Consider the following 21,900-nt stretch of genomic DNA (forward strand, 5'->3'; position numbering starts at 1 on the left):
CGTTCACTCCCGGCCCAGAATCGCGGCCGCGGCGTCGACGCCCTCGCGCGTACCGATCACGATGACGGTGTCGCCGCCCGCGAGCCGGAAGTCCGGCGCCGGCGACGGATGGGCGTCCGCCCGGCGCAGCACGGCCACGATGGACGCTCCCGTCTCCGTCCGCATCTGCGTCTCACCGAGCAGCCGGCCGTTCCACACCGAGGCGCCCGGCACCTCGATGCGCTCGGCGACCAGACCCAGGTCGGTGGTGTGCAGCAGGTTGGGGCTGTGGTGCGAGGGCATCAACGCGTCGATCAGATACGCCGCTTCACCCGACGTCAGTTTCATCGAGAGGTCACAGGCGTCCGGGTCGTCCGCGCGGTACGCGCTGATGGTGCGCCCGCCGTCCCGGTGCGCGACGACCGACAGCTGGCGCTGTTCGCGGGTCGTGAGGTCGTAGCGGTAGCCGATCCCCGGCAATGGTGTCCTGCTCAGGCGTGAAGCGGGCACGTCTCTCCCCTTGTCCGTGCGTGGCCGCTGGTCCCCGCGGCCAATAGTTGGCAGATGCATCTTTGGATGGATGTCCGCCACCCTATACGGGGCCAAGGATTGGCAAAGAAACGGTCAGGCGCCGAGGGCGGGATGCGCGGCGAGCACGGCGTCCACGGTGTCCGCCTGCTGCGCCGTCTTGTCGTCCCGGTAGCGCACCACGCGCGCGAAGCGGAGCGTCACGCCCGCCGGGTAGCGGGTCGACCGCTGGAGCCCGTCGTAGGCGATCTCCACGACGAGTTCGGGCCGCACCACCACGACGTGCCCGTCGTCGCTCACCGCCAGCTCCCGCAGCCGCTCCGTCTGCCAGGCCAGCAGGGCATCGGTGAGCCCCTTGAACGTCTTGCCGAGCATCGCGAACGTACCGTCCGGGCGGCGGGCGCCCAGGTGCAGATTGGACAGCTTGCCGGTGCGTCGGCCGTGCCCCCACTCGGCGGCGAGGACGACCAGGTCGAGCGTGTGCACGGGCTTGACCTTCAGCCAGGAGGCGCCCCGCCGCCCCGCGCTGTAGGGGGCCTCCAGCCCCTTGGCGACGACCCCTTCGTGCCCGCGCGCGAGGGTGTCGGCGAAGAACGCCTCGGCGGACCGCCGCGCCTCCTGGGCGGTTGCCTCGTCGCCCGTCTCCTCGACGAGCACCCGGCGCACCCGCATCGGCTCCGGCACGAGCCGGGCCAGCTGCGCGTGCCGCTCGGCGAACGGCAGGTCCAGCAGATCGCGCCCGTCGACGTACAGCACGTCGAAGAAGACGGGGGACACCGGCAGCGCCTGCGCGGCCCGCGCGACGTCCACCCGGGACCCGACGCGCCCGGCGACCTCCTGGAACGCGCGGGGCCGCCCGTCCTCGCCGAGAGCGATGACCTCCCCGTCGAGAATGAACCGCTCGCCGTCGAACTCCCTTACGGCGGTGACTACTTCGGGCAGTCGCTCGGTGATGTCGTCCAGGGTCCGCGTGTACACCCGCACCTCGTCGCCGTCCCGGTGCACCTGCACCCGGATCCCGTCGAGCTTCTCCTCGACGGCGCATGTCTCCAACTTCTCCAACGCCTCGACCACACCTGCCGCGCTGTGCGCGAGCATCGGCAGCACCGGCCGCCCCACGGTCAGCCGGAAGTCGTCGAGCGCCTCCGGCCCGCGCGCCAGCAACGCCCGCGCGACGTCCTGCAACCCACCGGCGAGCATCACCGCGCGGCGTACGTCGGCGGGGGCGGCGCCCGTGGCCTGCGCGAGGCCCTCGGTGGCGACGGCGTCCAGGGCGCCCTGGCGCACCTCACCGGTCACGAGCCCGAACAGAAACCTCTGCTCGTCCTCGGTCGCCGCCCCCATCAGCTCACCCACGAGCCGCTTCCGCTCGGCCTGCGAACCGGCACCGGACACGTCCCCGAGCTCGGTCATCAGCAGGTCGACGTCCTGCACGCTCAACCGCGGCTCCGACGCCGGCTCCACCCGCTCGCTCAGCACCCGCCACCCGACCCCGAGCCGTCCCTGCGGCAGCCGCCCCGCCAGATAGGGGATGACGATGGGGACGTCATCGGGCTCGGCGTCCCGGAACAGTTCCGCGAGCAACGCGATCTTCCGCGACCGCGCGGAGGTGGCGGCGACGTCCTGGGACACCTGAGCGAGCCGGGCGAACAACATGGGCCCATGGTGCAACGCCCGGCCCGGGGCCGCACCGGGACACGCGCCACCCGGCGGTACGCCCTACGCGGCGAGCTCCCGCTCGATGGCGGCGATGACCTCGGGGGAGTCGGGGGCGGTCTGGGGCGAGAAACGGGCGACGACGTCGCCGGAACGGTTCACGAGGAACTTCTCGAAGTTCCACCGCACGTCACCGGTGTGCCCCTCGGCGTCCGCGGTGCCCACGAGATGCGCGTACAGCGCGTGCCGCGCCTCACCGTTGACGTCGACCTTCTCCGTCAGCGGAAACGTCACGCCGTACGTGGCCGAACAGAACTCGGCGATCTCGTCGGCGCTGCCGGGCTCCTGCCCCATGAACTGATTGCACGGCACCCCGAGCACGGTGAACCCGCGCTCCCCGTACTGCTTCTGGAGCTCCTCCAGCGCGGTGTACTGCGGCGTCAGGCCGCACTTCGAGGCCACGTTGACGATCAGAACGGCCTTGCCGAGGTACTGGTCGAGGTCTGCGGAACCGCCCTGGAGGCGGTCGATCTCTACGGCGTCGTAAACGGTCATGGTCCGGAGCGTACGCCGACGTCGGACGAAGCGTTGACGGCGCCCTGCGGGCCACGGGACGATCCGGCGAGGGGGGCGTTGCCCAGCGAAACGGGGTGCACGGTGAGTGAGGAACGCAGGGAAGACTTCTCGAACGAGGACATCGACCGGGAGTTCGCCGCCATCGTCCGGCAGGCGACCGCCCACGAAACCAAGCCGACGTGGTACCTGGTCCCGTTGCGCATTCTCTGCGCGATGACCTTCTTCATGACGCTGTCACTGTGCATCGTGGCCAACGGCGGCGTCATGACCGAGTCCAGCTGGGGCACCGCCACGCTGATCAGCTTCTGCGTGGCGGTCGCCACGGGCATCTGCCGACGGCTCGCCAGGGCACGGTACGACCGGGGCCGGCGGTAGCGGCTGCGCCCTTCGGGCCGAGGGTTGTACGGGGGCGGGCCGCGATTCGGTAACCGTCCGGCGGACGACCGGTCACGTCTGGTGGGGGCGTGGGGGGTTGGGTGTGTCCGTGGCGAAGGATGAGGGGATCATTCGTTCCCCGGACCGGCGTTTCGCCGCGCCTGGATCGGTACTTCGAGGATTCTCTGTGACGCACCGTCGGCCCCTCCCCGTCATCCTTGTGCTCTCCGGGCTGCTGCTCAGCGCTTGCGCCTCCGCTTCGCCCGCCGCGCCCCCGAAGACCGGGCGGCAGCTGGTCCTCGAACGGTTGCGGGCGGCTTCCGAAGCGCCGTACTCGGCCGCGCTCGACGCCGTGACCCGGTCCGAGGGCAAGCGGTTGCAGCACATGTACGGGCGTATCAACCTCAACGCGCCGCTGACCGGGCGCACCACGGACGTCACGGAGCACTACACGGAGGACGTGGTGATGACCCGGCAGCACGTGTACCGGCGCGCGGTCGGTGCCGGGGGCGCGTGGCAGGTGCTGCCCGCGGCGGCGGCCAAGGGCGGCATTCCGGTGGACCGGCTGCCGCGGTTCGTGCGGCTCATCCTCGATCACGGCGGGCGGGTCCATCAGCGGGAGGGCGAACCCGTCCGTGTGTCGGGGAAGCTGACGCCGCGTCAGATCGAGACGGTCGACAGGACGAGCGGGCGCAATCTGCGGTCCGTCACCACCGTCGACGCCGAGGTGTGGGTCGATGAGGAGGGGCGTGTCGTGCGGGTGCGGGAAGGGCTGCGCTTCGCGGACGGGCCCCTCGTGCGCAACACCATCACGCTCAGTGGGTTCCAAGGCCCTGTCGCGGTGGCGAGGCCCGGCGTCGCGCGGAGCGAGCACCGACTTGCCTAGAAAATCGAACACGCGATCTAATTGTTTGTATGCGGCAGATACAGCAGGGGATCGTGGTGCATCGGGCGGTGGCGAGCGGTGGGCGGCGGGTCGCGGTCCACGGGGTGGTGCTCGGGCTGGCCAGAGGTGATCACGACCTGGTCGAGTTCCTGCGCCGCGCGGGCCTCGAGGACGCCGAGCAGTTGGTGTTCGGGGATTCGCCGCTCATCCACTGGCGTGGTGGGCGTGCGCACGACTACGGCGCCCCGTAAGGCGTCGACCGCGGCCGGGGGTTAACCCCACCACGGATCCGGCCGACCGCCCCAGCGCGTCGACGTCTCGCGCGCGGCATCGTGAGAGCCCTGCCGCACGACTCCCACACACACAAGGACGTCGACGTGATCAAGTACAAGCGGGCCCTGGGTGGCGCACTCGCATCGGCCGTCGCGCTCGGAATCGTGGCGACGACGGCGCCCCTCGGGGCCGCCGCCACCACCCCACCGAGCCCCCGGTCCGCCGCAGGCCACGTCGTCGGCACCGGTACCGACCACGCCCGACTCCAGAAGATCCTGGACCGGTTGACCACCGTCGACGGCGCCCCCGGCGCGCTCGTCGCCACCCGGGACCGACGCGGCCGCACCGTGCTGACCAGCGGCGTCGCCGACCTCCGGAGCGACGCGCCGGTGCAGCCCGACAGCAGGTTCCGGATCGGCAGCATGACGAAGCTGTTCACGGCGACCGTGATGCTCCAGCTGGTGGGGGAGCGGCGCGTCGCGCTGGACGCCCCCGTCGAGCGCTACCTCCCCGGCGTCGTCCGTGGACACGGCAACGACGGCCGGACCGTCACCGTCCGGCAGCTGCTCCAGCACACCAGCGGCCTCCCCGACTTCCTCGACCACCTCAAGCCGCAGGACGTCGTCAAGGATCCGCTGGTCCATCGCGATGCCCGCGACCTCGTGGACATCGCCCTCGCGCACCCGCCGGTCTTCGAGCCCGGCACCGGCTGGGACTACTCCAACACCGGGTACGTGCTCGCCGGAATGATCATCGAGAAGGTGACCGGGCGCGGCTACGGCGAAGAGGTCCAGCGGCGCGTCATCGCACCGCTCGGGCTGCACGGAACCTCCGTGCCGGGCGACGCCACCACCCTCCCGGTTCCGCATCCGCGCGGCTACGCAAATCCCGGAGGCGGTGCCCCGCTCATCGACATCACCCGGATCAACTCGACGATCGGCGGCGCGGCCGGCGCGGTCATCTCCACAGGCGGAGACCTCAACCGCTTTCTCGACGCCCTGCTCGGTGGCCGGCTGCTGCGTCCCGAACAACTCGGGGAGATGAAGCGGACCGTGCCGACCGGCGGCTCCGACGGACGCAGGTACGGGCTCGGCCTGGAACGAAAACCGCTGCCCTGCGGCGGCCACTACTGGGGACACACCGGCGACTTCCTCGGATTCGAGACGGCGGCGGGTGCCACGCGGGACGGCCGGCAGGCGTCGGTCATGGTGAACTCCGGGCCCGGCGGCTCCGACGCGCAGAGCGACGACATCGAATCCGCCGTCCAGACGGCGCTCTGCTAGCGGTGGCGGGTGGGAGTGCGGCTGTGCCCGACGGCCTGTTCTGCGGCCTCCTCGCGCTGAGCGTCCTGCTGCCCCTCGTACCGAACGCGTGGCTGCTGGTCGGCGCCGGTGCCATGGTCGCCGACGGCCGGCTCCCGCTCGTCCTGGTGCTGCTCGTGGTCGCGGGCGCCGCCGTCCTCGGCGACCTGCTGGTGTTCCACGGCGCGCGACGGTTCGCCGGTCCGGTGCTGCGACGGCTGCGGCGCAGGAGACGCCGCGCCGCGCTGTTCGACCGGGCGTCGGTACGGGTCCGGCGCGGCGGAATCCCGGTCATCGTCGGCCTCCGTTTCCTGCCCGCCGGACGATTCGTCGGCGCGGTCGCCGCCGGGCTCGTCGGCCTCCGGGCGCGACGGTTCGCGTGCGCGTCGCTGATCGCCGAGACGCTCTGGGTCTCGTACGCGATCGGGATGGGTGTCCTCGGTGGCGTGACCGCCGGTGGGCCGCTCGCCGGGGCGCTCCTCGGGCTGGCCGCCTCGGGTGTCGTGGCGGCCCTGGCCGGTGGCGCGCAGTGGCTGGCGGCGCGCCGGCGATCACATCGTGCGCAGGAAGTCCGTCAGTGCCCGGTTGAAGGCGTCGGGCCGCTCCATGTTCGGGTAGTGGGCGGCGTCGGCGAGGGAGACCGCCCGGCCGTCGGCGACGCTGCCGGTGAGCCGCTCGGCCATGCCGATGTGGTCCGGTGAGTCGACGGCGCCGTTGATGGCCCGCACCGGCACGGTGATCGCGGCGGCGCGCTCCCAGGTGTTCTGGAGCGGAACACGCCAGTCGGGTTCGTCCGCGGTGTGCTTGGTCATGGTGCTCCACGTCATGGCGCGCAGCCGCTGGACGACGCCCGGGTCCAGGTCGTCGAGGTCGCGGTGTGGACCCGCCCCGAAGACAGTGAACGCCTCGACGGCTCCGGCCACGTCGCCCGCCGCCATCGCCGCCTGCCAGGTCGCCCAGATCCCGGTGGTCCACGGATCCGTGAAGTACGGCTCGCTGGTCCCCGCGCCACTGATGACGAGGCCGCTCACCAGCTCCGGGTGCTCCAGCGCGGTGTCGACCGCGGTGCTCGCCCCCATCGAGACGCCCACCAGGACGGCCGGGCCGGTGTCCAAGTGGCGCAGCAGCGCGGCCAGATCGTCCGTGTGCCGGAACGGCTCGCCGGCGTTGGGGGATCGGCCGTGGCCCCGCGCGTCGGGCGCGATGACGCGGTGTTCCGAAGCCAGAGCGGGGATCTGGTCGTCCCACATGTGGTGGTCGAGGAAGCCGCCGTGCAGCAGGACGAGCGGGCGGCCGGTGCCTTTGTCGATCCAGAAGAGGTCTGACATGACAACCAGGTTGTCATCTTCTCCTTCGCCTGACAACCACCGACCGACAACTGAGGTGTCATGATGGGCGGGTGAGTGAGACAGACCGTGGCCCGATCCCCGCAGCGCTCGCGGACCGGCTCGCCGAGGTGTTCGACCTCGTCGGGCCGCTGTACCGGCGTACGTACACGAGAGTCGAGCGGGACGTGGCGGCCGACGGGCTGTCCGTGGGGGTGCGCGCCGTGCTCGCCATGCTGCACGGGCGCGGGCCCATGACGGTGCCGCAGATGGGCCGTGCCCAGGCGCTGAGCCGCCAGTTCGTGCAGCGCATGGTGAACGAGGCCGCCGAGCGCGACCTCGTGGAGGCCGTCCCGAACCCCGCCCACAAGAGGTCCTCCCTGATCCGGCTGACCGAGGAGGGCCGCAACGTCATCGGCGGCGTCCTCGACCGCGAGCGCGCCGTCCTGCGCGACGTCGACGGCGACCTCACCGAGGAGGACGTCGACACCTGCCTGCGCGTCCTCTCCGGCCTCCTCGCGGTCATGGACGAGGGCGCCACCCCGTAAGCCGGGCTCCACCTCGTAGCCGAGGTTCGCCTCAAGCCGCGCGGTGCAACCGCCCCCGCGCCACCAGCTCCACCGTCGCCGCCACGGCGATCGCCTGAACGGCCATCAGCGCCACCAGCACGAACAGCTGCACCGCCCCGGCCGTCACCGGCGACGCCCCGCCCAGCAGCATGCCCACGAACGCCCCCGGCAGCGTGACGAGGCCCACCGTCCGCGTCTGGTCGAGACCGGGGAGCAGGGCGTCGGACGCGGTGGGGCGGGCGATCTCCAGACGCGCCTCGTGGGGGAGCAGGCCGAGCGCCAGGCACGCCTCCACCTCGCCCTTGCGCGCGGTCAAGTCGTCGAGCGCACGGCGCCCCGCGAGCACGCTCGCCGTCAGCGCGCCGCCGATGAGGATGCCGGTCACCGGGATCACGGCGATGCCCCGCGGCGGCAACAGCCCGGAGGCGATGAGCGCCGCCACGACCGGCACCACCGGCACCGCGATCGGCAGCGCCGCCCAGACCCAGCTCCGGTTCGCCGTGATGCGGCGCCCCGCCGTGCGCGCGGCCACCGTCAGCATCAGCAGCAGGAAGGCGAACAGCGCCACGCCGTGCCGCACCACCCAGCCGATCAGCGCCGACACCACCGCCAGCTGGGCCGTCGCCCGGACCCCCGCGATCCCGATGTCCCGTGCGCGTCGGCGCGAGCCGTCGGGGGAGAGGCGGTACACCGCCGCCACGCCCGCCGCGACCGTCAGCAGAAGGACGAGCGCCACCGCGAGGGCGCCGTTGACGGGGAGGAGGGCGGCCGCTGCCTGGGTTCGATCGCGCACCACAGCAGCGTAGAGCGCTCCGACCAGGGCACCGGTGCTGTTCACCGCTTGATCAGTGCGCGAGGATGGGCGGACAACGAAGTGTGAAGATGCCGCGATTGAGAAAGAGGGCTGACCGTCATGGCACAGCAGGTGCAGGGCGTGATCGCGCGGGCCAAGGGCGCCCCCGTGGAGATCGCGACGATCACCGTTCCCGACCCGGGGCCGGGCGAGGCCGTCGTGAAGATCCGGGCCTGCGGGGTCTGCCACACCGATCTGCACTACCGGGAGGGCGGGATCAACGACGAGTTCCCGTTCCTGCTCGGTCACGAGGCGGCGGGTGTCGTCGAATCAGTGGGGGACGGGGTCAACGAGGTCGCCGTGGGCGACTTCGTCGTCCTCAACTGGCGTGCGGTGTGCGGCCAGTGCCGGGCCTGTCGGCGCGGGCGCCCCCAGTACTGCTTCGACACGCACAACGCGAAGCAGAAGATGACGCTGGCCGACGGCACCGAGCTGTCGCCCGCGCTCGGCATCGGCGCCTTCGCCGAGAAGACCCTGGTCGCCGCCGGGCAGTGCACCAAGGTGGACCCCTCGGCCTCGCCGGCCGCCGCGGGCCTGCTCGGCTGCGGCGTGATGGCCGGGATCGGCGCCGCGATCAACACCGGCAACGTGGGCCGCGGCGACTCCGTCGCCGTCATCGGCTGCGGCGGCGTGGGCAACGCCTCCGTCGTCGGCGCGCGGCTCGCCGGCGCCGCGAAGATCATCGCCGTGGACATCGACGACGCCAAGCTCGCCACGGCCCGCGGACTGGGCGCCACCCACACCGTCAACTCCCGCTCCACCGACCCGGTCGAGGCCGTGCGCCAGCTGACCGGCGGCTTCGGCGCCGATGTCGTCATCGAGGCGGTCGGCCGTCCGGAGACGTACGAGCAGGCCTTCTACGCCCGCGACCTGGCGGGCACCGTCGTCCTGGTCGGGGTGCCGACGCCGGAGATGAAACTGGAGCTGCCGCTGCTCGACGTGTTCGGCCGCGGTGGCGCGCTCAAGTCGTCCTGGTACGGCGACTGCCTGCCGTCCCGCGACTTCCCGATGCTCATCGACCTCTACCTCCAGGGCCGCCTCGACCTCGACGCGTTCGTGACCGAGACCATCGCCCTCGACGACGTGGAGAAGGCGTTCGAGCGGATGCACCACGGTGACGTGCTGCGTTCGGTGGTGGTGTTCTGATGACCGGCACGACCGCTCCCGGTGCCCGCATCGAGCACCTGGTGACCTCCGGCACGTTCTCCCTCGACGGGGGCACGTGGGACGTCGACAACAACGTGTGGATCGTCGGCGACGACCGTGAGGCGATCGTCATCGACGCCGCGCACGACGCCGACGCCATCGCCGAGGCCGTGGGCGAGCGGCGGCTCGTCGCGATCGTGTGCACGCACGCCCACGACGACCACATCGACGCCGCGCCCGCGCTCGCCGCACGGACCGGGGCGCCGATCCTGCTGCACCCGGCCGACACCGAGCTGTGGAAGCGTACGCATCCGGACCGGGCGCCGGACGGGGAACTGGCCGACGGGCAGACGATCGCCGTCGCGGGCGTCGAGCTGACCGTGCTGCACACGCCGGGGCACTGCCACGGCGCGGTGAGCCTCTACGCCCCGGCCCTCGGCACCGTGTTCACCGGGGACACGCTCTTCCAGGGCGGGCCCGGGGCCACGGGGCGGACGTTCAGCGACTTTCCGACGATCGTGGAGTCGATCAAGGAGCGGTTGCTGACGCTGCCCGCGGAGACCGTGGTGCGGACCGGGCACGGGGACGGGACGACGATCGGGGCGGAGGCGCCCCAGCTCGACGAGTGGATCGCGCGCGGGCACTGAGCCGGTACCTCCGGTCGGAGCGGCGGGTGTGCCGTCGCTCCGACCGGGGGTGCGCTCGCGGGGCTCCGCCCCGGGCCCCGCTGCTCAATCGCCGCAGGGGCTCCCATGGCCCCGGTCAGCAGGGAGTCAGGACCGCGGAGACCGTTTTGCCGCCGCGCGGGTCCGGGCGGACGCTCCAGCTGCGGGCGAGAGCATCGACCAGGACGATGCCGCGGCCCGACTCGGCCGTCCGGGACTCCGGCATCAGGCGCGGGACGCCCGGTGCGTCGTCGTGGACGGCCACCGTCAGCTCGCCGGAGTCCAGGCACAGGCTCATCCGGCAGCTGCCGCCCTGGGCCTCCGTCGCGTTCGCCACCAGCTCCGACACCACCAGCTCGGCGTCCGTCGCCCCCTCGCCCGCACGCCCGGCGAGGAACCGCCGCGTCAGCCGCCGGGCCCACCGGGCCGCGCCCGTCCCCTGCGGCATGAGGAACTCCACGCGCGCGGCACGCCGCTCGGCGCCCCTCGACGCACGCATGACGATCACTTCCTCTCGTGATGGACTGTGCGCGGATCGCACCTCGGTGACGGACCCCATTCCCACATCACCGTCATGTCATCCGTGCTCTGTGCATCGTGTGCCCCGCCCCGGCCCGTTCAGGCCGGTTCAGCCGCTTTCCGTGGGGTGCGGGTGCGCCAGCGTGTCGAGGAACCGGTCGAGCGCGGGGGAAGAAGCGCCGTCGGACCCGTGCGAGCGCTCCACGTGCGGTATCGGCAACTTGCCCGGATGCGGCGCACGGGACTCCAGGGCCCGCGTCACATGGAGCCGCTCCAGGGCGCGTTCTGCGGCTGAGGAGCGTACGTACTCGGTCACGGTCACGCCCAGATGGTCCGCATGACTGCGGACCGCGGCGTACTCATCGGGCGTGAACAGCTCCCGTAGGAGCGCAGTACTACCGTCCATGGCGGCATGATGCCGCCATGGGACGCGCCGCGCGGGCGGATGGCATATTCACCCCTCGTTAGCGTGGAGTTGGCGACGTTCGATGGCGCGCCGCGCAGAAGACGCTCAGAACCGGTCGGGATCCGCCGCCCCGTTCCCCGACACGGGGAGGGCGGGGTAGACCCTCGCCGATCATCTCCGGTAAGTTAGGCAAGGCTTACCTAATGGAGGTTCGGGATGGGTGTCCGACAGATCGCTGCCGCCGTGCCCAGCACTGCGGCCCACGCACGCTCCGTGCTCGCCGCCGCATGGACCTGCGGCGTCACCACCGATGTGGGGCAGGACGACCTCGTCGGCGCGCATCGCGTCGCCGACGACGGCACGGTGCGCATCACGCCGCCGGCCGACAGCGTGCTGGCCGCCGCCGTGCTCTGCTCACCGCACGGACGGCCCACCACGCTCCTGGAGTTCGCCGACGCGGCACCCGTCCCCGTACGCGACCGGGTGCGCGCCCGGCTGTGGCTCTCCGGTGAACTCGTGCCCGAGGAGAGCGCGGACGGCATGGAGATGGTGCTGCGCCCCGAGCGGGCGGTGCTCCAGACCCGCTCGGAACGCATCTGCATCGACCTCGACGAACTCGCCGCGACCGCCCCCGACCCGCTGGCGCTCGCCGAGCCCCGGCTGCTCACGCATCTGGCCGACGCCCACCCCGAGGCCGTCGAGCAGCTCACCCGGCTCATCACGCCCGACAGCCTGCACGGCGTCGTCCGCGTGCAGCCGCTCGCCGTCGACCGGCACGGGCTGACGCTGCGTCTGGAACGCATGCGCGGCCAGGCCGACGTGCGCCTCGCGTTCCACCGGCCGGCCGACGACCTGAGCTCGCTCACCGAGCGCATGCACTGCCTGCTCGCGTCGGCCCAGTCCGTCAGCCGCCGCCGGAGGTGACCCCGCCGCGCGGCGCGGCCGGACCGGTGGATCAGACGGCGGTGTACGCGCCGTCCACGAGGTGGTAGCTGCCGGCGATGAACGAGGCGCGGTCCGAGAGCAGGAACGCGATGAGCTCGGCGACCTCCTCGGACTGGCCCAGGCGGCCCGCCGGGTGCAGCGAGACGAGACCGTCGTAGGCGGCCTTGTCCATCTCCTTGAGGAGCGGGGTCTCGATGAAGCCGGGACCCACCGCGTTGACGCGGATGCCCTTCGCCGCGTACTCGGCGGCCGCCGACTTCGTCAGGCCGACGACGCCGTGCTTGGCGGCGACGTAGGCGGGGGAGCCGGCGAAGCCGACCGAGCCGAGGATCGAGGCGACGTTGACGATCGCGCCGCCCTTGCCCGCGGCCTGGATCGCCGGGAGTTCGTAGCGCATCGAGTAGAAGACGCCGTCCAGGTTCGTGCGCACGACGCGGTTGTAGACATCGATGTCGTACTCGCCGGTGGGGGCGCTCGCGCCGCCGATGCCGGCGTTGTTCACGGCCAGGTCGAGCCCGCCGAACGTGTCGACGGTGAACCGGACGGCCGCCTCGACGGAGGCCGGGTCGGTGACGTCGAGGGCGACGGCCGCGGCCTTCAGGCCCTCCGACGTCAGCGTCTCGGCGGCTGTCTGGGCACCCTTCTCGTTGTAGTCCGCGATGACGACGTTGGCGCCGCCGCGGCCGAGGCGGCGGGCGGTGGCCAGGCCGATGCCGGAGGCGGAGCCGGTGACGAGGGCGGTCTTCCCGGCGAACTCGGCGGCGTACTCGGTGATGTTGCCCGTGGTGGGGGTGGTGCTCATGGTGCGTTTCACTTTCTGGTGGCGTTGACGGGGGCCGCCGCGCGGGCGGCCTCCGCTATGAGGGCGTCGTAGGCCCGCGCGACCAGATCGGCGAGGTCTTCGGCGTCCGAGTCCGCACCGCGCGCCCACGTGCGCAGTGCGGCGGTCAGTACTCCGGCCAGGGCTCCGACGTAGACCTCGGGACGGGGGTCACGGGCCGGGTCGGTGCCGAGCCGGTCGGCGATGATGCGCACGGACTCGTCCTGGGCGTCGACCCGGATCCGTTCGTACGCGGCGAAGAGGGCGGGCTCCGCGTCCACGACCGCGTACAGCTCGCGCAGCCGGGGACGGTGATGCCAGGCGGGGGTCTCCCGGTCGGCGAGCCAGTCGGTGACCGCGCCGCGGTAGGCGAGCAGTGGCGGCTCCTCGGCGGGGCGGGCGCGCAGCGCCGCGTTGATCCCCGCGCCGTCGGCCCGGGTGAAGTCCAGCGCCGCGTCCTCCTTGCCGGAGAAGTGGCGGCTGAACGTGCGGCGGGTGACGTCCGCGCGCTCGGCGATGGCCTCGACGGTGACGTCGGCGAGCCCGCGCTCGAGGATCAGCTCCACGGCCGCCTCCGCGAGCGCCTCGCGCGTCCGCCGGGCCTTGGCCTGGCGGCGGTCGGCGGCCGGTGCGGTGCTGATCGCGTCGTTGCCCTTCATGTCTTCGACCTTACACCTTCGTGTCCCAATGGGACAGATGTCCCAGGGGGACATTCCTGTTCCGGTCCGCGTCCCGCCTCAGGCGTGCCAGTGCCCGTGCAGCGCGGCGGTCGTGAACCCGGGCCCGTAGGCGACCAGCGTGCCGCGGGAGCCGGGGGCGGGCGGGGTGGTGTGGGTGCGTTCGAGGACGCGCAGGACGCTCGGCGCGCCGAGGTTGCCCTCTTCGGCCAGGGTGTCGGTGGAGTGCCGAGCGGCGTTGGCGCTCAAGCCGAGCGCTGTCGCGGTGTCGGTGATGATGCGCGTGCTGCCGGGGTGGATCACGGGGAAATCGGTGCGGCGGGAGCCCAGCCAGTCGGTGAGTGCCGGCAGCACGTCATCGGCCGCCGACAGCGCAGCTTTGGTTGAGTCGAAGTGGAAGCCGTCGACGGCGACCCGGCCGCTGTACCGGTCGACACTGTCGGGCAGTACGTATTCGAAGCTGTCCTCGATGGCCATCCCGGGTCCGAAAGGTCGCGCCGTGACGATCGCGGCAGAGGCCGAATCGCCGAAGAGGGCCTTGTAGATCATTGACTGGATGGTGGTGTCGCTGTGCTGGTAGACGCCCGATATGGCTTCCGCCGCGACCACGAGCACCCTGTCGGAGGCGCGGGCGTTCACGTGATCGGCGGCACGGATCAGCGCCTGGGCCCCACCTGCGCACGCCAAGGTCGTGAGGGCGATACGCCGGGTGGTCGGGCGGAGGCCAAGCCGGTTCATCAACCGGATGTCCAGATTGGGAACTGCCCAGCCCGAGGCGTGGGTGGTGATGACGGCGTCGACGTCCTCGGGAGCCAGCCCGCTCGCATCGAGTGCGGTCGTCGCTGCCTGTTCGGCAAGTTCGAGCGCGTCCTCGAACGCGGTGCGTGCCCGTTCACCGACGTCCGACGTGCCCGATACCGTCGGGGATTGGAGCGGACGGGCGAAGTAGCGCGTGTCGACACCGCAGTTGCCGATGACGCGCAGGATTGCGCCCAGGCGGGGGTGATCGCGGTGGTGGGAGCGTATGTCGTCGGCTATCTCGTCAGTGGCGATCTTGTGGGCGCCGAAGACGGTCCGGGGCTGCGATATGTAGGCGGGCACGGAGTGACTCCCACTTGGCTGAGTTCGGGCGTGGGGGGTGTCGCTCAACGTACTTCACCGCCGTAACGGTGCCCCCTGCAGCCTCGGTTCAGCCCGCGCGAAGGTAGGGCGCGCGCTGGTGGGACCGGCGCGCGCCGGGGTGGAAGACCAGGATGATCATCCTGGCGCCCGGTGCGGTGAGGGGTTGGGCGGCGCAGGTGGTCACCCAGCCCGGACCGTACTTCGCGTGAAGCAGTGGGCGTTCGTCGCCGTCGGGATGCACGGACGCCCCGCCCGCTTCATAGATGCGTGCCGTCTCGGAGTCGGCCAACACCTCCTTCTCGATCTGAAGGAGGGTGTCGTCGTGGGGGCGTGAGGCCAGCGCGGCACGCAGCTGGGGCATGACCAGGGGCGCCCACGCCGTGGACCAATTCGTCAGGGCCGTCCGAGCCGCTGGATCCAGCAGCATCCAGCGCATGGTGTTCGCCGGCACGCACGCGTCGGGGAAAAGCTCCGAGAAGGGATCGTTGCAGGCCAGGAGATCCCACGATGCGTCCGTGACGTAGGCCATGTGCGAGATGCCGTCGACGGCTTCCTGCCAGACACCGGGAACTTCCTTGCCCGCGCTGAAGTTGAGTGGTCCCGGCGGATCCTGGAGCAGGGCGTACCGGCACAGCAGGATCCATTCCTGCTCGTTGAGCCCGAACAGACGTGCCACGTCGCGCAGCAGCTCCGCCGGGGCGTTCGGGTAGGTGCCCGACTCCAGTCGGTGGTAGGTGCCGAGCGTTCGGTGCAGCAGCTGGTCGACTTGATGCTGGGAGAGGCCGGGCGCGCGGCGGCCCTGTCCTGTCGGTCTGCTGAAGCCATGTGATTCCGGGGCTATGAGGGCACGACGTTCACGGAGCAGGGCGCGGAGCGCCTTCTTGTTCATGGTGGGTAATCCCTCGTTGTTCACGCCTGGTTGAGCGAGTGCAGTCTAAATAGTCCCAAGCTCTTTGGTAATAAACATTGCCCGAAGAAAACGATCAGACGGTGCGTCATGATGAGCGGAGTTGGGTTGCCCACCTGCTGGTTTCTTCCGCCGTGAGCAAGTGAGCGCGGCATTGCGGCACTTGTGCCGGGCCGCTCGAGATTGGCCGAAAGTTCCCGGCTGCGGGTAACCCACGAGCCTCCGCGGCTGTTCACGTGAGTGCGAGTGGGGCCGGGCCACCAATTGTGTTGGATGTGGCCGGAAAATGCGTTGCGAGACGCAAACGCCCACACTCGTCCGGGCGGCCGGAGGAGGTCACTGGCTGCGGTCGGTGCCGTCACTCGCCATCACGTAGCGGCCACGGCACCGACCGCGCCCGGTCCCCGGGCCGTGTCAGCTCCCGGCCTTGTGCACGTTCCGTACGTAGTCGTCGGCCGCTGCGTCGAGCCCGATGTCGTGCTGGGCGCGCTCGGACAAGTACCAGCGGTGCTCCAGGACCTGGTGGTACAGCTCGGCCGGATCCATCGGTGTGTCGACGCGGTCGCGGACGGCGCGGACCGTGGGGCGGAACACGTCGCGGACCCAGCGGTGGGCGAGCACTTCCGGCCGGGCGTCCGCCGCGTCCTCCTGCGTCGCCATCCAGCTCTCCAGGTCGCCGAGGAGCCGCCGCGCCTGGTTCTCCTCGGCGTCCATGCCGGTGAGCCGCAGGAGTTGACGCTGGTGGTGGCCCGCGTCGACGACCTTCGGCACGAAGGTGACGGTGTCGCCGTGCGGCGAGCGCGAGATCTGCATCTCGGCCACGTCGAAGCCCAGGTCGTTCAGGCGGCGGATGCGGCGCTCCATGTAGTGGTGCTTGCCCGCCGGATAGACCGACGTACGGGTCAGTTCGGTCCACAGGTTCGTGTAGCGCTGCACGATCTCCGCGCCGAACTCGATGGGGTCGATCGACGGGTGCAGCGCCCCCGACGCCTCCAGGTCCAGCATCTCGCCCGCGATGTTCACCCGCGCCAGATCGATGTCGTACTCCCGCTGCCCGTCGCTCAGTTGGGGGTGCAGCTCGCCGGTCTCGGCGTCCACCAGGTACGCGGCGTACGCGCCCGCGTCCCGGCGGAAGAGCGTGTTGGACAGCGAGCAGTCGCCCCAGGCGAAGCCGGTGAGGTGCAGGCGCACGAGGAGGACGGCGAGCGCGTCCATCAGGCGGTGCACGGTCTTCGGCCGCAGCGTCGTCTCGAACATGGAGCGGTAGGGCTGCGAGCCGCCCAGGTGCCGCGTGATCAACACCGGCTCCAGCGGGGTGCCGTCGGGCTGCTCGCGGCCCGTGACCACCGCGAGCGGATCCACCGCCGGGATGCCCAACCGGTCGAGCGTGCGCAGCAGTTCGTACTCGCGCAGCGCCGGGCGGCGGGCCAGCTCCTTGACCGCCACCACCTCGTCGCCGGCCCGCGCGTAGCGCACCACGTGCCGGGAGATGCCGCGCGGCAGGGGCACCAGGTACTCCTCCGGCCACTCCTCCAGCGGGATGTGCCAGGGCAGGGCGAGCAGGAGCACCGGGTGCTCGGGGTTGGTGGCGCTGATCTCTAGCGGCATGGCCACCAGCGTAAACGGGCCATGCCGCCGAGTCTCAGGAGTGCGTCAGGCGCACGAGACGTCCACCGGGTCGAAGGCGACCGTCGTCCGCGTGCCGTCGGCCCACCGGACCGTCAACTCCCCGTCCAGGAGGGCGATGTCGGCCACGGCGTCCGCGAGGTCGTCCGCCGCCTCGGCGGTGCCGAGGCGCGCCAGCGCCGCGAACACCGCCGTGCCCTCCACGTCCGCCGCGAGCCGCGGCACCCGCACCCACGCCTCGTACGCCGTGCCCTCGGGCGCCCGCACCTCGTCCCGCTCGCCCCAGCCGTGCAGCCCGACGAGTTCCGAGCGCAGCGCCCGCGTCGCCCACCCGGTGAGCGTCACCCGCGCTCCGGGCGGGGCGCCGACCACCCGGTGCACCCGCAGTTCGTACGCGCTCCGGGCCACGGTCACGCTCTCCACGCGCAACCCCGGCACCATCGGCGGGCCCGACGTGAACGCCGGCCGGTGCCAGGACGCGGCCCAGCCCCATCCGTCGCCGTGCCCCGCGCCCAGCGGATGGATGCGGCGCCGGACGCTGCCGACGCCGCCGCACTCGACCGACAGATGGTTGTCCGCCGGATTGGCGCCCGAGGTGGGGCCGGTGTGCGTCGAGTAGGCGTGGCGGCCGTAGTGGGCGTCGTCCTGCGAGGCGAGCTCGCCCTCGTGCGGCCGGACATGGTCGCTGCCGTGGTTGTGCAGCCGCACGATGCCGTCCGCGCGCGTCGACTGCACCAGCAGACCCGGCGCGGGCAGCGCGAGCACCCGGTCGGGCCCCTCGCTCGGCGCCGGTTCCTCGGGCGCCGTCCACAACGGGTCGTCCGCGCCCGCGAGCAGCGCCACGAAACCCTTCGACGCCCAGTACGGCGATGCCGGGCCCGAGTAGTGCTGAAGCGTCGCCTCGTGCGGGCCGTGCCAGCCGAGGCTCAGCAGACCGTCGTCCGTGACGCCGCCCCGGTCGAGGAAGTAGCGCAGGTTGCCGCTGATCAGGCGTCGTGAGGTGCCGGGGGTCAGGGGGGTGTGGCCGGTGACCGCGCCGACGCCGACGGCCGCCGACGTCGCGAACCGATACGTGAGCGAACGCCCGTAGTGCATCGGCGCCCCGTCCGCGCCGAAGAACAGGGAGAAGCCCTCCAAATGCTCGCGCAGCCGCGGACCGAAGCGCTCCGCGAGCGCCGCGTCCGCCGTCAGGTGTGCGTGCAGCAGCGGGTAGAGGTGCAGCGCCCACCCGTTGTAGTGGTCGAAGGCCCGGCCGTCGCCGTCCCGGTACCAGCCGTCGCCCTCGTACCACGTCTCCATCAGGTCCAGGGCCCGCTGGATCGCCCCGGTCGTCGCCGCGTCGGCCCGGCCGACCGACTCCAGGAACGAGGCCACCATGAACGGGAAGAGGTACCAGTTGTTCGGGGCCGGGGTGTGCGTGATCGCGCCGCGCAGCCACTTCTCCGCCCGGTCCTGCACGTCCCCGTCGAGCCGGTCCCACAGCCACGGCCGGGTCAGCGACAGACCGAGCGCCACCGAGGCGGACTCCACCATCGGCTGACCCTGCACGTGGTGGTCGAGGATCAGCGGCCAGGACTCGGCGTCGTCCCGGCCCGGCGTCAGGGTGCCCGCCGCGAGGCCGCGCGCGTACCGCTCCAGCCAGCCGTGCGGATCCTTGCCCTCGGCGCCCGCGACCCGGAACCCGGCGGCCAGGAACGTACGGGCATACCCTTCGAGGCCGTCCGAACGGACACCGGAGCCGGAGGGGCGGCCCGGCAGGTCCAGGAGCGCGCCCTCGGGCGTCGCCCACCGCCAGGCCGCGCCGAGCAGCCCGTCGGCGACGGCCTCCCAGTGCGCCCGGGTGAACCCCGTGCACGGGCTCAGGTCCCGGTCTTCTGCGGGCAGGTCGAACGGGGTGCTGTTCATGCGAGGAACGCCAGCCTTTCGCGTCGTACGGGGTGGGCGAAGCCGTCGCCCGCGGCCCAGCGCGCCAGCTCGCCGACCGCGGTGTCGGCGAGCCGCTCCCACTCACTGCCCTGGGAGCCGGCCAGATGCGGCGTGATCAGTGCGTTCGGGCACTCCCACAGGGGATGCTCGGCGGGCAGCACCTCCGGGTCCGTCACGTCGAGCACCGCGCGGATCCGGCCCGCGCGGACCACGTCGGTCAGGGCGTCCTGGTCGACGACGGCGCCGCGCGCGGTGTTGATCAGCGTGGCACCGGGCCGCATCGAGTTCAACAGGTCCCTGCTGACCAGCCCGCGCGTGGTGGGCAGCAGCGGGGTGTGGATGCTCAACAGGTCGCTGCGCGTGAAGAGTTCGGGCAGGGACACCTGCTCGACGCCCAGCTCCGCCGCGTCCTTCGCGGACACGTACGGGTCGTGCAGCAGCACCTCGAAGTCGAAGGGCCGCAGGAGTTCGATCATGCGGCGGCCGATCAGCGACGCGGACAGGATGCCCACGGTGCGGCGGTAGTTGCCCACCTCGTGCGGGGTGAGCAGCCAGTCGCCGCGCTCGCGCGTCTCGCGGTAGTGGCGGGCCCGCTCCAGCACGTGCTTGCCGTGCAGCAGGATCATCGCGAGCGTGTACTCGGCGACCGGCAGCGCGTTGGCCGCGGCCGCCGAGGACACCGCGATGCCCCGCTCCCAGCAGGCGTCGGTGACATGCCCGCGCACCGAACCCGCCGAGTGCACCACCGCCTTGAGGGCAGGCGCCGCCGCGAGCACGTCGGCGTCGAGCGGCGGACAGCCCCAGCCGGTGACGAGCACCTCGACGCCGGCCAGCACCTCCCTCGCCCGCGCCGTCGTCAGGTCGTCCAGCACGGGCAGCGGCGCGAGGTCGCAGACCTCCGTGAGCGCGGCCATGGACCGCGGCGTGAAGACGGCCGCCGCGGCCCGGGGGGACATGGCCAACGCCACGCGGGGCTTGCTCACTTGACCGCCCCCGCCGTGAGACCGGACCGCCAGAACCGCTGGAGGAAGACGAACGCGAGGACGAGAGGAAGGACCGCGAGGAGCGAGCCCATGATCACCACCGGGTAGTACTCGGGCGAGACGGACGCCTGGCTGTTCCACTGGAACAGGCCCAGGCTGACGGGATAGAGGTCCTGGTTCGACAGCATCACCATCGGAAGGAAGAAGTTGTTCCAGATCGCCGTCAGCTGGAAGAGGAAGACGGTGATCAGGCCGGGGCCGAGCATCCGCAGCGACACCCGGACGTACGTCGTCAGCTCGCCGGCGCCGTCCACACGGGCCGCCTCCAGGACCTCGTCCGGCACGTACCCCTGGGCGAAGATGCGGCCCAGGTAGACGCCGAAGGGATTGAACAGGACGGGGACGAACACCGACCAGAAGGTGTTCACCACGCCCATCTCGGAGGCGATCAGGTACAGCGGCAGCGCGAGCACCGTCTGCGGCACCATGACAGCCGCCAGCACCAGGCCGAACAGCTTCTCCTTGTGCCGGAAGTGGTACTTGTCGAAGGCGTACCCGCAGGCGACGCTGATCAGCGCGCCGATCGCCGCGCCGAGGACCGCGTACAGCAGGCTGTTGCCGTACCAGCGCGCGTACAGGCCGCCGTCCATCGCGAACACGTCCTTCAGGTTCTGCACGAACGAGAAGTCGCTGAGGGACAGGATGCTGCTGCTGAACAGGGCGTCGCGGGACTTGGACGCCGCGAGGACCAGCCACAGGACCGGCAGCAGCGTGTACAGGACGGAGACCGCGACGACGACGTTCACCGTCGCCCGGCCCAGCAGACGGGGACGCAGCAGGGTGGAGTGGGCGCTCATCGGGCGTCCTCCTCGGCCGAGTTGACGCGGTTGGTCCAGCGGGTGACCCCGTAGGAGACGGCGATGGTGATGACCAGCAGGACCACCGACGCGGCCGCGGCGAGCGAGTAGTTGTTGCGGCTGAACGCCGCGTCGTAGATGTACATGCTCGGCGAGAAACGCGAGTTGATCATCTGCGAGGACTGGTGCAGCAGCATCGGCTCGGTGAACAGTTGCAGCGCCCAGATCAGCGTGAACATCGCCACCATGACGATGGACGAGCGCACCAGCGGCGCCTTCACCTGGAGCGCCGTGCGCACCGGGCCCGCGCCGTCGACCACCGAGGCCTCCAGGACCTCGCGCGGCACCGCTTGCAGCGCCGCGTAGAAGACCACCATGTTGTAGCCGAGGTTGGACCACAGGGCGATGTTCACGATCGACGGCAGCGTGGTGTGCAGGCCGAGGAAGTCGACCGTGATGTCGGCCTTGCCGAGCGCCTCGATGACCGGGCTGATGCCGGGCGTGTAGAGGTACAGCCAGATCAGGGCGGCGATGATGCCGGGCACCGCGTGCGGCAGGAACAGGCCCAACTGGGCCCAGGAACGCAGCCGTACGACACCGGAGTCGAGCAGCAGCGCGAGCGCCAGCGAACCGATCACCATCAGGGGGATGTAGATCACGCAGTACAACGCGACCGTGCCCAGACCGGACAGGAACGTCGGGTCGCTGAGCACCGCGGCGTAACTGCGCAGGCCCACGAAGACCGTGCGTTCGGCGCCGAAGCCGAGGCCCGGCTGGTCGTCGCTGAACAGGCTCAGCCAGACCGCCGTCGCCACCGGGGCCAGGAAGATCAGGCCGAGGAGGACGAAGAACGGGGTCATCAGGACGCCCGCCGCACCGCTGCGGCGGCGCCTGGCTGCCCGCTGTGCCTTGCGCCCGGACTGTTCGTCGGCCTGTCGCGGGGGAGCGGGGGCCGTGGGGGCGTGCGTGGTCGCGGTCAT

At 71.6% G+C, this 21,900-nt stretch carries 24 protein-coding genes and 1 pseudogene; 9 read left to right on the top strand and 16 right to left on the bottom strand.

Translation table 11 applies throughout. The features are described from left to right. Window positions 1–3: 3 nt before the first annotated feature. The 3 genes from ACYBSK_RS17865 to ACYBSK_RS17875 form a co-directional block, all read right to left on the bottom strand. Window positions 4–489 (bottom strand): cation:proton antiporter regulatory subunit, encoded by a 486-nt coding sequence (locus ACYBSK_RS17865; RefSeq protein WP_457478116.1) that lies wholly within the window; start codon window positions 487–489, stop codon window positions 4–6. Window positions 490–603: 114 nt separating this feature from the next. Beyond that, window positions 604–2,163 carry an ATP-dependent DNA ligase gene (locus ACYBSK_RS17870; RefSeq protein WP_460246808.1) on the bottom strand — a complete coding sequence of 520 codons (1,560 nt, stop codon included), beginning with the start codon at window positions 2,161–2,163 and terminating at the stop codon, window positions 604–606. 63 nt (window positions 2,164–2,226) lie between these two features. Continuing rightward, window positions 2,227–2,718, bottom strand: coding sequence for a glutathione peroxidase (locus ACYBSK_RS17875; RefSeq protein ID WP_457478118.1), 492 nt, complete (start codon window positions 2,716–2,718; stop codon window positions 2,227–2,229). Between the two features lie 102 nt (window positions 2,719–2,820). Here ACYBSK_RS17875 and ACYBSK_RS17880 point away from each other — a divergent pair, with 102 nt between their 5' ends. From ACYBSK_RS17880 to ACYBSK_RS17900, 5 genes and pseudogenes are all read left to right on the top strand, one after another. After that, a complete protein-coding gene (locus ACYBSK_RS17880) occupies window positions 2,821–3,114 on the top strand; it encodes a hypothetical protein (protein ID WP_457478119.1) in 294 nt (97 codons plus the stop codon). A 187-nt stretch (window positions 3,115–3,301) separates the two neighbouring features. Further along, a complete protein-coding gene (locus ACYBSK_RS17885; RefSeq protein ID WP_457478120.1) occupies window positions 3,302–4,000 on the top strand; it encodes a hypothetical protein in 699 nt (232 codons plus the stop codon). 29 nt (window positions 4,001–4,029) lie between these two features. Beyond that, window positions 4,030–4,251 (top strand): hypothetical protein, encoded by a 222-nt coding sequence (locus ACYBSK_RS17890; protein ID WP_457478121.1) that lies wholly within the window; start codon window positions 4,030–4,032, stop codon window positions 4,249–4,251. Between the two features lie 126 nt (window positions 4,252–4,377). After that, entirely contained in the window at window positions 4,378–5,556 is a 1,179-nt protein-coding gene (locus ACYBSK_RS17895) for a serine hydrolase domain-containing protein (protein ID WP_460246809.1), read from the top strand. Between the two features lie 113 nt (window positions 5,557–5,669). Continuing rightward, window positions 5,670–5,948 (top strand): annotated as a pseudogene (locus ACYBSK_RS17900) (DedA family protein); the annotation flags it as partial. 177 nt (window positions 5,949–6,125) lie between these two features. Here the strand turns inward: ACYBSK_RS17900 and ACYBSK_RS17905 are convergent. Further along, window positions 6,126–6,902, bottom strand: a complete 777-nt coding sequence (locus ACYBSK_RS17905) for an alpha/beta fold hydrolase (RefSeq protein ID WP_460246810.1) — start codon at window positions 6,900–6,902, stop codon at window positions 6,126–6,128. Between the two features lie 71 nt (window positions 6,903–6,973). Between ACYBSK_RS17905 and ACYBSK_RS17910 the strand changes: the two genes are divergently transcribed. Beyond that, window positions 6,974–7,447 carry a MarR family winged helix-turn-helix transcriptional regulator gene (locus ACYBSK_RS17910; protein ID WP_460246811.1) on the top strand — a complete coding sequence of 158 codons (474 nt, stop codon included), beginning with the start codon at window positions 6,974–6,976 and terminating at the stop codon, window positions 7,445–7,447. Window positions 7,448–7,478: 31 nt separating this feature from the next. Here ACYBSK_RS17910 and ACYBSK_RS17915 read toward each other — a convergent pair whose 3' ends face one another. Further along, window positions 7,479–8,261, bottom strand: coding sequence for an ABC transporter permease (locus tag ACYBSK_RS17915; RefSeq protein WP_460246812.1), 783 nt, complete (start codon window positions 8,259–8,261; stop codon window positions 7,479–7,481). Window positions 8,262–8,381: 120 nt separating this feature from the next. Here ACYBSK_RS17915 and ACYBSK_RS17920 point away from each other — a divergent pair, with 120 nt between their 5' ends. Together ACYBSK_RS17920 and ACYBSK_RS17925 are read left to right on the top strand one after the other, a co-directional pair. After that, window positions 8,382–9,467 (top strand): S-(hydroxymethyl)mycothiol dehydrogenase, encoded by a 1,086-nt coding sequence (locus ACYBSK_RS17920; RefSeq protein WP_460246813.1) that lies wholly within the window; start codon window positions 8,382–8,384, stop codon window positions 9,465–9,467. Then, window positions 9,467–10,114, top strand: a complete 648-nt coding sequence (locus ACYBSK_RS17925; protein WP_460246814.1) for an MBL fold metallo-hydrolase — start codon at window positions 9,467–9,469, stop codon at window positions 10,112–10,114. Before ACYBSK_RS17920 ends, ACYBSK_RS17925 begins: the two co-directional genes overlap by 1 nt. A 115-nt stretch (window positions 10,115–10,229) precedes the next feature. On the opposite strand, the gene ACYBSK_RS17930 is transcribed toward ACYBSK_RS17925, so the two are convergent. Continuing rightward, window positions 10,230–10,631, bottom strand: a complete 402-nt coding sequence (locus ACYBSK_RS17930; RefSeq protein WP_457478128.1) for an ATP-binding protein — start codon at window positions 10,629–10,631, stop codon at window positions 10,230–10,232. Window positions 10,632–10,760: 129 nt separating this feature from the next. Further along, a complete protein-coding gene (locus ACYBSK_RS17935; protein WP_457478129.1) occupies window positions 10,761–11,057 on the bottom strand; it encodes a plasmid mobilization protein in 297 nt (98 codons plus the stop codon). 216 nt (window positions 11,058–11,273) lie between these two features. Between ACYBSK_RS17935 and ACYBSK_RS17940 the strand changes: the two genes are divergently transcribed. Continuing rightward, window positions 11,274–11,981 carry a DUF2470 domain-containing protein gene (locus ACYBSK_RS17940; protein ID WP_457478130.1) on the top strand — a complete coding sequence of 236 codons (708 nt, stop codon included), beginning with the start codon at window positions 11,274–11,276 and terminating at the stop codon, window positions 11,979–11,981. A gap of 31 nt (window positions 11,982–12,012) precedes the next feature. On the opposite strand, the gene ACYBSK_RS17945 is transcribed toward ACYBSK_RS17940, so the two are convergent. The 9 genes from ACYBSK_RS17945 to ACYBSK_RS17985 all read right to left on the bottom strand — a co-directional run bounded on the left by ACYBSK_RS17945 (window position 12,013) and on the right by ACYBSK_RS17985 (window position 21,900). Then, the gene (locus tag ACYBSK_RS17945; protein WP_460246815.1) at window positions 12,013–12,804 is read right to left on the bottom strand and encodes an SDR family NAD(P)-dependent oxidoreductase; all 792 of its coding nucleotides are present in this window, start codon (window positions 12,802–12,804) and stop codon (window positions 12,013–12,015) included. A gap of 8 nt (window positions 12,805–12,812) precedes the next feature. Then, window positions 12,813–13,481 carry a TetR/AcrR family transcriptional regulator gene (locus tag ACYBSK_RS17950; RefSeq protein ID WP_457478132.1) on the bottom strand — a complete coding sequence of 223 codons (669 nt, stop codon included), beginning with the start codon at window positions 13,479–13,481 and terminating at the stop codon, window positions 12,813–12,815. A gap of 78 nt (window positions 13,482–13,559) precedes the next feature. Beyond that, window positions 13,560–14,600, bottom strand: a complete 1,041-nt coding sequence (locus ACYBSK_RS17955) for a thiolase family protein (RefSeq protein ID WP_460246816.1) — start codon at window positions 14,598–14,600, stop codon at window positions 13,560–13,562. A gap of 88 nt (window positions 14,601–14,688) precedes the next feature. After that, on the bottom strand, window positions 14,689–15,510 hold the full coding sequence (locus tag ACYBSK_RS17960) for an MmyB family transcriptional regulator (RefSeq protein WP_460246817.1): 822 nt from the start codon (window positions 15,508–15,510) through the stop codon (window positions 14,689–14,691). A 432-nt stretch (window positions 15,511–15,942) separates the two neighbouring features. Next, window positions 15,943–17,136 carry a DUF4032 domain-containing protein gene (locus ACYBSK_RS17965; RefSeq protein WP_460246818.1) on the bottom strand — a complete coding sequence of 398 codons (1,194 nt, stop codon included), beginning with the start codon at window positions 17,134–17,136 and terminating at the stop codon, window positions 15,943–15,945. A 45-nt stretch (window positions 17,137–17,181) separates the two neighbouring features. Further along, window positions 17,182–19,059: a DUF2264 domain-containing protein gene (locus tag ACYBSK_RS17970; RefSeq protein WP_460246819.1), complete on the bottom strand. Its 1,878-nt coding sequence runs from the start codon at window positions 19,057–19,059 to the stop codon at window positions 17,182–17,184. Beyond that, the gene (locus tag ACYBSK_RS17975; RefSeq protein ID WP_460247051.1) at window positions 19,056–20,036 is read right to left on the bottom strand and encodes a hydroxyacid dehydrogenase; all 981 of its coding nucleotides are present in this window, start codon (window positions 20,034–20,036) and stop codon (window positions 19,056–19,058) included. The genes ACYBSK_RS17970 and ACYBSK_RS17975 overlap by 4 nt, the downstream gene beginning before the upstream one ends. Window positions 20,037–20,059: 23 nt before the next feature. Beyond that, window positions 20,060–20,920, bottom strand: a complete 861-nt coding sequence (locus ACYBSK_RS17980) for a carbohydrate ABC transporter permease (RefSeq protein ID WP_460246820.1) — start codon at window positions 20,918–20,920, stop codon at window positions 20,060–20,062. After that, entirely contained in the window at window positions 20,917–21,900 is a 984-nt protein-coding gene (locus tag ACYBSK_RS17985; RefSeq protein ID WP_460246821.1) for a carbohydrate ABC transporter permease, read from the bottom strand. Before ACYBSK_RS17985 ends, ACYBSK_RS17980 begins: the two co-directional genes overlap by 4 nt.

It is taken from the genome of Streptomyces sp. BYX5S (genome assembly GCF_054724165.1).

What these genes read in the sequence shown, in the direction of transcription:
- ACYBSK_RS17940 (WP_457478130.1), top strand. Translation starts at nt 11,274, where the DNA reads ATGGGTGTCCGACAGATCGCTGCCGCCGTGCCCAGCACTGCGGCCCAC.
- ACYBSK_RS17945 (WP_460246815.1), bottom strand. Translation starts at nt 12,804, where the DNA reads ATGAGCACCACCCCCACCACGGGCAACATCACCGAGTACGCCGCCGAG.
- ACYBSK_RS17890 (WP_457478121.1), top strand. Translation starts at nt 4,030, where the DNA reads ATGCGGCAGATACAGCAGGGGATCGTGGTGCATCGGGCGGTGGCGAGC.
- ACYBSK_RS17960 (WP_460246817.1), bottom strand. Translation starts at nt 15,510, where the DNA reads ATGAACAAGAAGGCGCTCCGCGCCCTGCTCCGTGAACGTCGTGCCCTC.
- ACYBSK_RS17965 (WP_460246818.1), bottom strand. Translation starts at nt 17,136, where the DNA reads ATGCCGCTAGAGATCAGCGCCACCAACCCCGAGCACCCGGTGCTCCTG.
- ACYBSK_RS17870 (WP_460246808.1), bottom strand. Translation starts at nt 2,163, where the DNA reads ATGTTGTTCGCCCGGCTCGCTCAGGTGTCCCAGGACGTCGCCGCCACC.
- ACYBSK_RS17975 (WP_460247051.1), bottom strand. Translation starts at nt 20,036, where the DNA reads ATGTCCCCCCGGGCCGCGGCGGCCGTCTTCACGCCGCGGTCCATGGCC.
- ACYBSK_RS17920 (WP_460246813.1), top strand. Translation starts at nt 8,382, where the DNA reads ATGGCACAGCAGGTGCAGGGCGTGATCGCGCGGGCCAAGGGCGCCCCC.
- ACYBSK_RS17925 (WP_460246814.1), top strand. Translation starts at nt 9,467, where the DNA reads ATGACCGGCACGACCGCTCCCGGTGCCCGCATCGAGCACCTGGTGACC.
- ACYBSK_RS17980 (WP_460246820.1), bottom strand. Translation starts at nt 20,920, where the DNA reads ATGAGCGCCCACTCCACCCTGCTGCGTCCCCGTCTGCTGGGCCGGGCG.
- ACYBSK_RS17985 (WP_460246821.1), bottom strand. Translation starts at nt 21,900, where the DNA reads ATGACCGCGACCACGCACGCCCCCACGGCCCCCGCTCCCCCGCGACAG.
- ACYBSK_RS17970 (WP_460246819.1), bottom strand. Translation starts at nt 19,059, where the DNA reads ATGAACAGCACCCCGTTCGACCTGCCCGCAGAAGACCGGGACCTGAGC.
- ACYBSK_RS17905 (WP_460246810.1), bottom strand. Translation starts at nt 6,902, where the DNA reads ATGTCAGACCTCTTCTGGATCGACAAAGGCACCGGCCGCCCGCTCGTC.
- ACYBSK_RS17950 (WP_457478132.1), bottom strand. Translation starts at nt 13,481, where the DNA reads ATGAAGGGCAACGACGCGATCAGCACCGCACCGGCCGCCGACCGCCGC.
- ACYBSK_RS17875 (WP_457478118.1), bottom strand. Translation starts at nt 2,718, where the DNA reads ATGACCGTTTACGACGCCGTAGAGATCGACCGCCTCCAGGGCGGTTCC.
- ACYBSK_RS17935 (WP_457478129.1), bottom strand. Translation starts at nt 11,057, where the DNA reads ATGGACGGTAGTACTGCGCTCCTACGGGAGCTGTTCACGCCCGATGAG.
- ACYBSK_RS17930 (WP_457478128.1), bottom strand. Translation starts at nt 10,631, where the DNA reads ATGCGTGCGTCGAGGGGCGCCGAGCGGCGTGCCGCGCGCGTGGAGTTC.